The 13381-nt window shown below is 68.9% G+C and carries 7 protein-coding genes and 1 tRNA gene; 5 read left to right on the plus strand and 3 right to left on the minus strand.

All coding sequences use genetic code 11. The features are described from left to right. Positions 1-14 precede the first annotated feature (14 nt). A complete protein-coding gene (locus MUN33_RS11445; protein ID WP_244805045.1) occupies positions 15-2195 on the plus strand; it encodes a DEAD/DEAH box helicase in 2181 nt (726 codons plus the stop codon). 39 nt (positions 2196-2234) lie between these two features. Here the strand turns inward: MUN33_RS11445 and MUN33_RS11450 are convergent, their stop codons facing one another. After that, positions 2235-2930: an HNH endonuclease family protein gene (locus MUN33_RS11450; protein WP_244805046.1), complete on the minus strand. Its 696-nt coding sequence runs from the start codon at positions 2928-2930 to the stop codon at positions 2235-2237. An 86-nt stretch (positions 2931-3016) separates the two neighbouring features. Continuing rightward, on the minus strand, positions 3017-4642 hold the full coding sequence (gene putP / locus MUN33_RS11455) for a sodium/proline symporter PutP (RefSeq protein ID WP_244805047.1): 1626 nt from the start codon (positions 4640-4642) through the stop codon (positions 3017-3019). A gap of 250 nt (positions 4643-4892) precedes the next feature. Between putP and MUN33_RS11460 the strand changes: the two genes are divergently transcribed. Genes MUN33_RS11460 through MUN33_RS11475 form a run of 4 tightly spaced genes read left to right on the plus strand, consistent with a single transcriptional unit; the run spans position 4893 to position 13184 of the window. Next, positions 4893-8120: an SNF2-related protein gene (locus tag MUN33_RS11460; protein WP_244805048.1), complete on the plus strand. Its 3228-nt coding sequence runs from the start codon at positions 4893-4895 to the stop codon at positions 8118-8120. Then, complete coding sequence (locus MUN33_RS11465; RefSeq protein WP_244805049.1) at positions 8110-9150, plus strand: SWIM zinc finger family protein; 1041 nt, start codon at positions 8110-8112, stop codon at positions 9148-9150. Before MUN33_RS11460 ends, MUN33_RS11465 begins: the two co-directional genes overlap by 11 nt. Further along, positions 9143-10414, plus strand: a complete 1272-nt coding sequence (locus MUN33_RS11470; protein ID WP_244805050.1) for a metallophosphoesterase family protein — start codon at positions 9143-9145, stop codon at positions 10412-10414. Before MUN33_RS11465 ends, MUN33_RS11470 begins: the two co-directional genes overlap by 8 nt. Before the next feature lie 7 nt (positions 10415-10421). Next, positions 10422-13184 carry an AAA family ATPase gene (locus MUN33_RS11475; RefSeq protein WP_244805051.1) on the plus strand — a complete coding sequence of 921 codons (2763 nt, stop codon included), beginning with the start codon at positions 10422-10424 and terminating at the stop codon, positions 13182-13184. Between the two features lie 75 nt (positions 13185-13259). Here the strand turns inward: MUN33_RS11475 and MUN33_RS11480 are convergent. After that, a tRNA-Arg gene (locus MUN33_RS11480) sits at positions 13260-13332 on the minus strand. Between the last annotated feature and the right edge of the window lie 49 nt (positions 13333-13381).

Here is a 13381-nt window from a genome sequence, read left to right on the forward strand (position 1 = left end):
GTACGGTGAGGTCAATGTCTGAAACTGAGAACGTGACCGGCGACGAGAAAATGCCGGAAACCTCCCAGTCGTCAGTACCTCAGGAGAATCTGCACGAGGATGCCACCTCCCCGGTCACGGGGTCGTCGGACCTCGGTGACGTAGTGGGCGCAGAGATTCCCGAGAGCACTGTGGACGGGGACGTCACCGAGAAGAACATCCACACAGAAAACGAGAAGACCGAGAAGGCTGCCGGCATCGCCGACGCCGTCGGGTCCGAGGGCGAAGACGGGGCCGACACCAACGGCTTCGGTTCGCTCGGCCTGCCGCCGAAGATCCTCGAGGCCGTTGCACGCGTCGGGTTCACTACGCCGTCGCCCATCCAGGCCTCGACCATCCCCACCCTCATGGAGGGGCGCGACGTCGTCGGCCTGGCGCAGACGGGTACCGGTAAGACCGCTGCCTTCGCGCTGCCTGCCCTGTCGCGGCTCGATCCCGACCAGCGCACACCGCAGGTCCTGGTTCTCGCACCCACGCGGGAGCTGGCTCTGCAGGTCGCCGATTCCTTCGAGTCGTTCGCCGACAAGCTCGGCGGCATCAGCGTGCTGCCGATCTACGGCGGTGCCCCGTACGGCGCGCAGCTGTCCGGTCTGCGCCGTGGTGCGCATGTCGTGGTCGGTACCCCCGGCCGCGTGATCGACCACCTGGAGAAGGGCAGCCTGGACCTGTCCGGCCTGCGTTTCCTCGTCCTCGACGAGGCCGACGAGATGCTCAACATGGGCTTCCAGGAGGACGTCGAGCGGATCCTCTCCGACACCCCGGACAACCGCCAGGTCGCCCTGTTCTCGGCGACGATGCCGTCGGCGATCCGTCGCCTGTCGAAGCAGTACCTCAACGACGCCGCCGAGATCACGGTGAAGTCCACGCAGCGTACCGCGGAGAACATCGAGCAGGACTACCTGTACGTCACCTACCGCAACAAGCTCAACGCGCTGACCCGCATCCTCGAGGTCACCGACTTCGACGCGATGATCCTCTTCGTCCGTACCAAGAACGACACCGAGGAGATCGCCGAGAAGCTGCGGGAACGCGGGTTCGACGCGGCCGCCATCAACGGCGACATCCCGCAGAACCAGCGTGAGCGCACCGTTGACCAGCTCAAGGACGGGCGGCTCGACATCCTGGTCGCCACCGACGTGGCGGCCCGTGGCCTCGACGTGGAACGCATCACCCACGTCTTCAACTACGACATCCCGCGCGACACGGAGTCCTACGTCCACCGTATCGGCCGTACGGGCCGCGCCGGTCGTCACGGGCGCGCGATCCTCTTCGTCACCCCGCGCGAGGGTCGGCTGCTCAAGAACATCGAGCGCGCCACGAAGTCGAAGCTCAACGAGATCGAGCTGCCGGGCGTCGACAAGGTCAACGAGGCACGGAAGGCCAAGTTCCACGCGTCGATCACCGAGGCCCGCAAGGGCAAGCAGGTCGACACGTTCCGCGACCTCATCTCCGCCTACGCGGAGGAGAACGGGGTCGACCCCACGGAGATCGCCGCGGCACTCGCGGCGAAGCTCCAGGGCAAGGAGCCCTTCTTCATGGAGGAGATCCAGGAGCCCCCGCGGCGTGAGCGACGCGACCGTCACGACCGTGGAGACAACTCCGACAGCCAGTCCGGTGTGCACCGTCCCTTCAAGGAGCGGTTCAACAAGGAGGCCCCGACGGTCACCGACCGTAACGGCAAGTCCCTGTCGGTGTACCGCATCGGCGTCGGTCACCGTCAGCGCGTGCGCCCGGGCGCGATCGTCGGTGCCCTGGCCAACGAGGGGAACATGAACTCCCGCGACTTCGGCCGGATCAGCATCTTCTCCGAGCACTCCCTCGTGGAGCTGCCCTCGGACCTGCCGAAGGAGGTCTTCGAGTCCCTCGACCAGACCCGTATCTCCGGCAAGCTGATCAACATCGAGCCGGACCCCGGCGCACCCGCAGGACGCCCGGCCCGGCACCGCCAGGACGGCGACCGTGGCGGCCACCGCGGTGGCGGACGTCCCCGCAATGACCGGGGCGACCGTAACGACCGCGGCGGACGTGGCCGTCACGACCGTGGTGACCGGGGCGACCGGGGCGGGCGCTTCGACCGTGACCGTAGCGACCGCGACCGCGGCGACCGTGGTGGCCGTGGCAGCTACCGCGGTAACCGCGGGTCCCGACGGGACTGATCCACCTCCCCGCAGGTGCGTGGTGGGACCCTGGGACGGTCACACCGCACACACCTGACGGGCTGCCGACGCGTCCCCGTCACTGACGGTGAGACCGTAGCGCAGACACACCGCGAGATATCTCGCGGCATAGGCACAGCCGGCTTCCGACGGGGAGCCGGCTTTTGCCGTGGGGGGAAGCCATTCGCCCAGGCTGCCGTCGCTCTTGTCCTGGTTGACCCGGCCTGCCACGGCGACGAGGTTCAGTTCGGTGTCGTTGGCGAAGCGCACCCGTTCGGCCCGGGGCCAGGACCACGCCCCGTGGTCCCACGCCGCCGACAGTGGGACGACATGGTCGATCTCCACGTCCGCGGGGGTGATGGTGTCGCCGGTGTAGACGTCGACGGTGTCACCCCGGCTGGCAGGGCATGAGCCGTCGGCGGTGGGGGAGCGGTCGGGGAAGGCAGCCAGCATGACCACCTGCCGGGTACTGCACCGTGAACCTGCCGGCGCAGGGCCGGAGTCGGCGGAGTCGGCGGGGCCGGTCCACCACTGCTGTGCCCATCCGCCGAAGTGGTCGCGGGAGTACCCGAGGACATGGGTCCGCCGCGCCACGGTGGTCAATTCGTCGAGCGCTTGAACGACCGTCGCACGGTCGTCGGCCCGCGGGGCGGTGCGTGCGCTGTCGCGGCCGTGCACCCCGGCGACCAGCCACAGGGCAAGCAGGGCGAGCGACAGCAGGGCTGCGAGGGGCACCGTGACAGACGAAACCGGCCGGGGGAGTCTCATAGGGTAGAGAGACTCCGCCGGCCGGTCCGGAGGTTCCCGGAGTTACGGGGAACCTAGAGTTTGCCCTGCGCGGACTCTTCCTTGACCTTGGCGCGGACGGCGTTGAGGTCGGCGGTGTCGTCCCCGGCGGTGAGCTTGGCGATACGGACGGCTTCGTCGAACTCCGTCGTGATCTCCTTGCTCGGGGCCTTGGTCGCGAGCGAGACGACGACCATGAGGATGATGTTGACGGCCACACCCGGGATCATCTCGTAGAGGTCGAAGGGCTTGTCCATCACGCCGAACTGCGGCAGGCCGCCCCAGAGGAAGGCGACGATGGCGCCACCGGCCATGCCCGCGGCAGCACCCGGGGCGTTGAGCCGGCGCCAGTAGAGCGCGGCGACGACCACGGGGCCGAAGGAGGCGCCGAAGCCGGCCCAGGCGAACTCGACGAGCCCGAGGATCGCGGAGTTCGGGTCCAGGGCGACGAGTGCGGCCACCGCGGCCACGATGATGACCATCACGCGCGACAGGTTCTTCAGCAGCGTGTCGGAGGCGTTCTTGTTGATCAGCCCGGCGTAGATGTCCTCGACCAGGGCGGAGGAGACCACCAGCAGCTGCGAGGAGATGGTGGACATGATCGCGGCCAACACGGCGGTGAGCACCAGGCCGGCGACCAGCGGGTGGAAGACGACCTTGCCCATGTCCAGGAAGATGGTCTCGTAGTTCGTGGTGTCCGCGAAGGTCGCTGCATCGGTCTGCGCGAAGAAGACCGGGGCGGTGATCGCGACGAAGACCGTGCCGACGAGGCACAGGAACATCCAGCCCACACCCCAGCGGCGGCCGGCGACCGCGTCGGAGGGCTTCCGCATCGCCATGAAGCGCACGATGATGTGCGGCTGCCCGAAGTAACCGAGGCCCCAGGCCAGGTTCGAGATGATCAGGATGAACGCCGCCCAGGTGGTGGTGTCGGCGAACTGGAACAGATTGTAGAAGTTCGAGTTCGGACCCAGCGCCTCGTCCAGTCCGTAGGCGTTGTCGACCTGGAAGGTGAAGATGTCCGAGGGGTTGTCGAGGGACAGGATCGCGAAGACCGGCACCAGGATCAGCGCCAGGAACATCATCGAACCCTGCACCACGTCGGTGTAGGACACGGCGAGGAAGCCGCCGACGAAGGTGTAGACCACGGTCACCGCGCCGATGATGAGCAGGCCGGTGAGGTAGTCGCCGTTGAAGGTGGACTCGAAGTACCGGCCACCGGACACCATGCCCGAGGAGACGTAGAAGGTGAAGAAGACGAGGATGATGATGCCGGCCACGATGCGCAGCGTGTGGCTGTGGTCGCGCAGCCGGTTCTCGAAGAACGACGGGACCGTGATGGAGTTGTTGGACACCTCGGAGTAGCTGCGCAGCCGGGGTGCGGTGAACTTCCAGTTCAGCCAGCAGCCGACCAGCAGGCCGACGGCCATCCAGATCTCGGAGAACCCGGACATGAACAGTGCTCCGGGCAGACCCATGAGCAACCAGCCGGACATGTCCGACGCGCCGGCGGACAGCGCTGCGACGAACGGGTGGAGGCCGCGGCCTCCGACCATGTAATCCTCGTACTTGTCGGTCTTGGTGAAACTCCAGACGCCGATGCCGAGCATCACAGCCAGATAGATCACCATGGCGATTATGAACCATGTTTGGTCACTCACCGTGGGCCTCCTTGTGGGGTCGTAGTGGTCGCTTGGTCAACAATCAGTTAGAGCCGTCCCCGGTAGGGAGACGGTGTCACTGCAAGGGTTTCATGTCGTCTGCCCGATTACCAGCCGAATGGCCATATACATCCACTTTCCTGCCAGCTTTCTCCAATGTTTCGCGGAGACCTCCGGCCCGCCGGGCAGGACAGGCGGGCCTGCGTCGCGGGTGTCGTTCCATGTCCGCCCGCCGTGGTACACAAGGGGAGTGACTGAGCACCAGGTACATCTGCTGTGGCTGACGGGCAGCGGCCTCCACGTCTGGGCCGAACGGACCGACGGGCACACCGCCGTCGTCGACGCCGCCGATATCCCGGACGGCGATCTGCCGGCACCCCTGGCGTCGGTCATGCGTTCGCGCCCGCTGCGCCGTCGGGACGGTATCCGGGTCGCGACCCCGAAGGGGAGGGTGCTGTCCCTGGACCTGCCGACGCAGGCGTACACACCCGACCAGGCGCTGTCGGTCCTGGGGGCGCTGTCGCATTTCCGGAGGTCGCGCCGGGGCGTCGACGCCGGGGCCACGGACGAACCCACGGACGAACCCACGGACGAACCCACGGACGAACCCACGCCAGGTGTCCCCGGGCTGAGCCCCGAGGCGCTGTGGCTCGTCCGGCTCTACGACCTCCTGCTGGAAGCGGTCCATACCGGCCGGGTGATGATGAAGATGCAGTTCATGGACGGTCAGTGGTACCCCAGCTGGTGTCTGGCCAGCAGCGGGGCACACAACCGGGTGGTCCGCGACCTGCAGGCGACCGCGCCGGCGGTACTCACCCTCAACGGGGGGCCGGACGTCCTGGTACGGGCGGCAGACGAGCTGGTGCACTGGATGTGTGTCCGCCTTCTGCAGGACCGGGTCCAGCTGGTCGGAGGCGTGCCGGAGAACCACTTCGTCTCCTCGCTGTTCACCGGGGACGCCGACACCCGCGCCAATCCGGCCGTCGCCGAGCTGCTCAACACGTGGCGCGCCTCGGCACGGGAGGCATCCACCCGGCTGGTGTTCTCCCTGGAGGAACCAGACTCGCTGGCGGGGACGGTGTCCGGTCAGCGCCGTGGGGCGGACGCCGACGGTGACGAACCCCGGTGGCGGCTCGAGATCCGGATGTCCGCCGACGACGGGGCTGCCGAACCGGTCGCGGCGGCCGAGGCCACGCAGTCCCAGAAACGGTCCCTCCGCGAGGGGCTTGACCGGGCGTACCGGGCATGGCCGCAGCTCAGGACGTTCTCCTCGGCGGTGGAAGCCTGGCTCCGCACGAACGTGTGGTTCCCTCCGGCCAGTACCCTGACCGGTCGGCCGGACAAGGACCGGGTCGTCTACCTGGCCCTGACCACCGACCAGGTCGAGTCGTTGCTGACCGACGGGGTCAAGGCGCTGGCCGCCGGCGGCACCGAGGTCCTGGTGCCCCGCGCGTGGTCTGTCGTGCGACCAGAGGTGCGGCTGAAGGTCACCCCGGTCGGACAGGGTCCCGGATCGGGACGGATGGGCCTGGAGCAGATCCTGTCCTTCGACTGGTCGGTGTCCGTCGACGGCGAACCACTCAGCGCCGCGGCGATGTCGACGTTGATGACCTCCGCCTCGTCGGTCGTCGAGATCCAGGGCCGCTACGTCCGCCTCGACCCGCACTCGCTCAGTGTCGCGCGCAGCTACTTCGCGAAACTCCGTGACGCGACCACCGGTGGGGCTGCCGACGACGGGACGGACGGCACGGGAGTCACCGTCGCCGACCTCATCGACGCCGAACTGGCGTCGGTCGCCGACGGCACACCCGGCGTTGAACCGGGCGACATCACCCTGGAGGCCGAGGGGTGGCTGGGCCGGATGGTCCGCTCGTTCTTCCCCGCGCCGGGGGACGAGGACCGTCCGGCGATCGCCCCGCCCGAGATCGTCGAGGTGCCGGCCGCCGTCGAGACGACCCTGCGCCACCACCAGCGCCGGGGGCTGAACTGGCTGGTGTGGATGTACCGTCACCGGATCGGGGCGATCCTCGCCGACGACATGGGCCTCGGCAAGACCCTCCAGGTCCTGAGCCTGCTCGCCTGGGAGCGCGAGGCCGACGACTGTGACGGCCCCACGCTGGTGGTCGCCCCGACCTCGGTGCTGGACACCTGGCGTAGCGAAGTGGCACGCCACGTCCCGTCCCTGAAGGTGCTCGTCGACCACGGGGCGAGGAAAGTCGCCGGGGACGAGTTCGAGGAGAAGGCGCGGGCCTCCGACATCGTGCTGACGACCTACGGCACGGTCGGACGCAACCCGCAGCGTTACTCCTCACTCGCCTGGGGGCGCGTCGTGGTCGACGAGGCACAGAACATCAAGAACCCCGGTACCGCCCAGAGCAGGGCCGTGCGGGCCATCAGGGCCGGTCACCACCTGGCGTTGACCGGCACCCCCGTGGAGAACCGGCTCGCCGAGCTGCACTCGATCCTCGACTTCTGTAACCCCGGCGTACTCGGCAGCGCCCAGGCCTTCCAGAACCGTCTGGCCATCCCCATCGAGCGCTACGACGACACCGAGATCATGGACCGGCTCCGGCGGCTCGTGGAACCCTTCATCCTCCGCCGTCTCAAGGACGACGAGTCCATGGGACTGGGGCTCCCGGAGAAGCAGGAGATCATCGACAGCGTCCCGTTGACCGAGGAACAGGCGGCACTCTACGAGGCGTACACCCGGAGTCTGGAGGAACGGATCGCCGAGGCCGAGGGCCGGGGACGCAGCGGCATCATCCTCGGCGCCCTGGTGCGCATCAAGCAGATCTGCAACCATCCTGCGCACTTCTCCGGGGACGGCTCCGGCCTGCTGAAGAACGGCCGCCACCGGTCGAAGAAGGTCGAGCGGCTGTTCGAGATCATCGACGAGGCGCTGGCGACCGACCGCAAGGTCCTGGTGTTCACCCAGTTCCCCTCCTTCGGCGAGATGCTCGCCCCGGAGCTGAGCCGGCAGTTCGGTGACCTGGCCGACGGGGTCCCCGTCCTGCACGGCGGACTCAGCAGGACCGCCCGCTCGACGATGGTCGACGACTTCCAGTCCGACACCGGACCCAAGGTCATGGTCCTGTCGACGAGGGCGGGAGGCACCGGCATCACGCTCACCCGCGCCAGTGTGGTCGTGCACATCGACCGCTGGTGGAACCCCGCCGTCGAAGACCAGGCCACCGACCGCGCCTACCGGATCGGCCAGGGCCGGGACGTGACCGTCCACAAACTGGTCACCACCGGTACGCTGGACGAGCGGATCAACGACATCCTCAGCTCCAAGCGGGAACTGGCCGGCGGCATCGTCACCAGTGGTGAAGGGTGGATCGCCGGCCTCAACGACCAGGACCTGTCCGAGCTGTGGCAGCTCAACCGGTCGTCCGTGGCCAGGGAGACCGCCGGACAGGACCGGGCCACACCCGTGGCGCAGGGTACAGGGCAGAAGGGGGACGGCAATGGCCGGTAACAGTCGGCAGGGACGGGGGAACGACCGTCGACGCCTGGGAACCCCACAGCCGGCATGGGGCGACAACGTGGTGTCGGCCGACTTCACCCGCGGGCGCGACAGGGACGCGCCGGGCAGGACGCCGCCGGCGCCCCGGAAGGTGGAGCACCCCCCGGAGAAACCGTCGTCCACCCGGACGCAGGGACAACGGGGCGCCGCCCCGGAGAGTTGGGCGGCCGGTCAGATCATGCGCACCGCGACCGCGCTGGCGGACGCGGGACGGCTGTCCCGGGGACGTACCTATTTCCGGGGTGGGAACATCCTGCGGCTCGACCATGAGCTGGGCACGGTCAACGCCTTGGTCAGCGGTACCCAGCTCGAGCCTTTCGACGTCCAGATCCGGTGGCGGCCGCTGACGCGACGCCAGATCGACTTCGTCGTCGACGAATGCGGTGACCACCCCGACAGCCTCCGTAACCTACTGGCGGGCCGGCGGCCGCAGTCCTCGATCGCCTCGGTGCTCTTCAGCGTGGAGCACTACCTGGACTCGTCGTGCTCGTGCCCTGACCACGGGGTGTTCTGCAAACACAGGGTGTGTGTGGCCTACGCACTCGCCGCCGAGTTCACCGGTGACCCGGCCGCCTTCCTGGCCTGGCGTGGTATCGACATCGACCGGCTCCTGGAGGGGACCGGACCGGACGTGCCGTCCTCCCGGCCGGTCACCGCGCTGCCGACGGACAGCCCCGGCGACGGCGATACCACCTACACCCCGGCCGAGTTCTGGGGCGACCCCGGGACGTTGCCGACGTGGGACGCGATGGAGGTCGAGTACGGGATCGAACTCGGTGACACCGTGGCCAGGGATGCCGCGGTCCGGAAGTTCAGCTGGAACAACGCCGACCAGTTGCGTGTCACGGACACCTTGACGAGGTGTTTCGAGGCGTTGACGGTGCTCGACGACCACACGGCGGCAGAGTCGGGACCACCGCCGGTGTTCGAACGCGAACCGTGGCTGTCCGGACCGGATGATAGTAGTAGTCACCATGAGTGACTCCCACCCGCGACTCCCGGACACCCCCGACACCGGTGTCTTCCGGTTCCTCCATACCTCGGACTGGCAGTTGGGGATGGACCGCTGGTTCCTCGGCGACGAGGCGGGCCCCCGCTACCGCGAGGCACGCCTGGCGGCGGTGGAACGGCTGCTGGAGGTGGCCCGGTCCCGACACTGCGCTGCGGTGGTCGTCGCCGGCGACGTCTTCGACGACAACCTGGTCGACGCGGTCACCTGGCGCCGTACCGTCGACATCCTGCGCCGGAGCCCGGTACCGGTGTTCCTCCTCCCCGGGAACCACGACCCCTATGACGCAGCGAGCGTCTACCGCTCGAAGGAGTTCGACGACCTCGCCCCCGGGGTCGTGGTGCTCAGCGACAGCCGGCCCAGAGCAGTCCAGGGCCCCGCGCAGGAGCCTGCGCAGGACTCCCCGCAGGCGGAGATCATCGGAGCCCCGTTACTGTCGAAGTACATGAGCGCCGACCCGGTCGCCGCCGCACTCGCCGAGACGGTCGCCAGGGACAGGGACAGGGAGGGGGACGGGACGGGGAATCGACCCGTCCGGATCCTCGTCGGACACGGCGCTACCGACTCGCGCACCTCAGGTGACGACCCCGCCGTCATCGACGTGGACGCCGCAGCAACCGCCTGCCGGGACGGCGTCGTCGACATGGTGGCGTTGGGTGACACCCACTCGGTGACGTCGCTGCACCCGGACGGGACCGTCTGGTACTCCGGCAGCCCCGAGGTGACCGACTTCCGGGAGGAGGACGGCGGCGGCGAAAGCCGGTCGGGTTACGCCCTCCTCGTCGACGTCCATCCGGGGGCCGTGGACGACACCGGTCGCCAGGGACAGGTGTCCGTGGAGGAGGTCAGGACGGGGCAGTGGCGTTTTCTGGCGCTGTCCGCGCACATCAACGGCCGTGAGGACGTCGACGAGTGGATCAACAGGCTCGAGGAGATCGACGACAAGCGCACCACCGTCGTCAAGTACGCCGTGACCGGGTCGGTCGACCTGGCCACCGCGGCCGTACTCGACGAGGAACTCGACCGCATCGCACCGGCGTTCGCGGGGCTCTACCCACGCCAACGGCTGATGGACCTGCACGTAGTGCCCGGTGACGAGGAGCTGGCCGACGCCGACTGGCCCGGTGTGGTGGGGGTCGCGGCCCGGGAACTGGCCGACCGGGCGGTGCACGAGGATGCCGACGCACGCGATGCCCTCCGGCTGCTGTACCGACTGAGCGCACAGAAGGGGAACTAGGACGACCATGCTGACCTTCAGGTCTCTCACACTGTCCCATGTCGCGGGGGTCACCCACGCCCACCTGGAGTTCCCCGCCAGCGGGGTGCTGGTCGTGCACGGACCCAATGAGGTAGGGAAGTCGACCCTGCTCCGCGCGATACGTCTTCTCCTGGACGACACGCCCACCAGTTCCCGGAAACGGGAAGTCAAGGCACTCAAGGACGTGGGTGCGGACGAACCGACGACGATCTCCGCCGACCTGGCGGTGGGGGACGTCGAACTCCACCTGACCAAAGCCTTCAACAAGGGGTCCGGCCGGTGTGAGCTCCGGGTGACGGCACCCCGTGCCGAGAGCCTGACCGGCAGGGAGGCATCGGACCGGTTCGCCGAGATCATGCGTGGAGAGGTCGACACCGACCTGCTCGACGCCTTGACCGTGGAGCAGGGTGCGAGTCTCGACCAGCTCGCGGCCGCAGGCCTGGGCCCGTTGGAACGTGCCCTCAGCGGGAGTCCGGGAGAGGGCAATGGCACGGGCGACGGCTCCGTGGCCGACCACCGGGACACCGGGGGAGCGGCGGCGCTGGTGGACAGGATCACCGCGGAGCGCGCCCGGTACTTCACCCCGGGCGGCAAGCCGTCGAAGGAGCTCAAGGCGGCTGTCGACGAGCACTCTGCCGCGCGGGACGAGCACGCGGAGGCGGAGCGGGCGTACGACCAGGCGCAGTCGTTGATCATCGAGCTGGAACGTCTCCGCGCGGAGAAGGAGGCCGTCAGCCAGCAGGAACCGCAGGCACGTGAGGAGGCGAAGGCCGCCGCCGTCGAGGTGGAGAAGGGGAGGGAACGCCAGCGGAGGATCGACGAACGCACCGCCGCGCTGACGGGGGCCCGGCAGACGCTGGAGCTCGCCGAACAGCGCCTGCAGGTCCGGAAGGACCGGGTCTCGGAGCTCGCCGACGCCGTGGAGGCGAGCGAGCGTGCCGCAGCCGAGGCCTCGGCAGCCGCGGAGGCGGCCGAGGGGGCCAGGCAGGAGGAGAGCCGGCTGCGGGCCGACCTGGCGCGGGTGCGGCGGCAGGCCCGGGCCACCACCGCCTTCATCCGCTACCTCGACGCCGTCCAGCGCCGGGACGAGCTGTCGGCGACACTGCGCACGACGCAGGAACAGCAGGTGGAGGCTGTACGTGTCGCCCGGGAGATCTCGGAGGTCCGTGAACGCATCGACGAGAATCCGGTCACGGCGGAGGTCGCCGCGGCCGTGGACCGGGCCAGCGCGGAACTGACCAGGGCACAGGGGATCAGGGACGCCTCGGCGACACTCGTCGAACTGAGCGGCCGGGCCGGTGGACGGTTCACCCTCGACGGTGAGGAACACGAGCTCGACGAGGCCGCACACCACCTCCGGGTCACCTCGCGTCGGACTCTGCAGCTCGGGGACTTCTCGCTGACGATCACCCCTGCCCAGGGCACCGGGTCAGGGGAGCAGGGGGACGACCTCACCCAGGACGTCGACCGTGCGGAGAAGCAACTGCAGGCCGCTCTCGCCGACGCGGGGGTCGAGGATGTCGGGGACGTGACGCAGAAAGCCGGGCAGCGACGCCTGTCGGAGGAACAGCTCGCCGAACTGCGGATCACACTGAGCCAGGCGACCGGTGGGCTCAGCCTGGAGGAACTGGACCGCTCCATCACGGAGCGCACCCGGGAGGTCCACCGGGCAGAACAGGCGGCCGCCACTGCAAAGGACCTGTTCGTGGCCGAGGACCCGGACGGGGACGTCGACCTGCCGGACCTCGACGACTCTGACGGCGAACAACCGACCGACGCGCAGGCGACGACCCCGGTCGACCGGAACGGACTGCTCCAGCGGGTCGAGGAGTGCGAGATCCGGGCGGACTCCATCCGGGAGGAGCTCGACACCCTGGCACGGACAGGTGCGGCCGCCGTGCTCGACAGCAGGCTAGAGGAACAGAAGCGGGCGGCGGCCCGCGTGTCCGACCTCGACACCGCCGTGGCGGCGATGAGGAACGAGACCTGTGACGATGCCCTGCAGGCCGCGGTCGACGAGGCACACCGTGAGGTCGACGAGGCGAGCGCCGAGCTGGAGAAGCTGACCGCCGAGCTCGACCCCGCCGTCGGGGACCTCGCCACCCTGGAGGGGCTGCTCGCAGGAGCGGAGGCACGGGTGCAGCGCCTGCGTGAACGCGCCGACGGGATCGGCCACGAGATCTCCCGGGCGAACGGCGCCCTCGGTGAACACAGCGGGGTGGCTGAACGACTCGAGACAGCCACCGCACGGCTCCACCGGGCACGGCGGGTCGAAGAGCGCGTCACCCGGCAGGCGCAGGCCGCCGATACCCTGTACCGGACGGTGCAGCAGGCCAGGGACGATGCACGCCGCCGTTTCGAGGCCCCCTACCGTGCCTCGGTGGAGAGTCTTGCCAGGACCCTCTACGGACGGGCCGTCAGCATCGAGTTCGACGACGACCTCACCATCTCCCGGCGGGTCCTCGACGCGACCGCACTGGATGCGGCCCAGCTGTCCGGCGGCGCGCGGGAGCAACTCGCCATCCTGTCCCGGCTCGCCGTGGCCGACATCGTCGGGCGGGGCGAAGGCGTGCCCGTCGTCATCGACGACGCACTCGGCTTCTCCGACACGTCCCGGATCCACCGGATGAATGTCGTGCTGTCCCAGTTGGCGAAGACGAACCAGGTCATCGTGCTCACCTGTGACCCGGCCCGGTTCGACAGCGTCCCCGGCGCGACGGTGACCTCCATGGCGGAGCTGCGGCAGTAGGTCCGCAGCCGGCCGGGGGCAGCGCCAAAAAGCGGCCCTACCACCATCGATGATGGTGGTAGGGCCGCGTTGGAGTGCCCCCGAGACGATTCGAACGTCCGACCGCTGGTACCGGAAACCAGTGCTCTATCCCCTGAGCTACGGAGGCAATGCGGTTACTATAGCACCGAGGGTCGGTCGTACCGCAAAACCCCCGC

Source organism: Corynebacterium kalidii (genome assembly GCF_022869005.1).
GTDB lineage: Bacteria > Actinomycetota > Actinomycetes > Mycobacteriales > Mycobacteriaceae > Corynebacterium > Corynebacterium kalidii.

Bases quoted from the DNA above. Each gene is read 5' to 3' on its own strand.
- MUN33_RS11445 (WP_244805045.1), top strand. From the start codon at position 15: ATGTCTGAAACTGAGAACGTGACCGGCGACGAGAAAATGCCGGAAACC.
- MUN33_RS11465 (WP_244805049.1), top strand. From the start codon at position 8,110: ATGGCCGGTAACAGTCGGCAGGGACGGGGGAACGACCGTCGACGCCTG.
- MUN33_RS11470 (WP_244805050.1), top strand. From the start codon at position 9,143: ATGAGTGACTCCCACCCGCGACTCCCGGACACCCCCGACACCGGTGTC.
- MUN33_RS11475 (WP_244805051.1), top strand. From the start codon at position 10,422: ATGCTGACCTTCAGGTCTCTCACACTGTCCCATGTCGCGGGGGTCACC.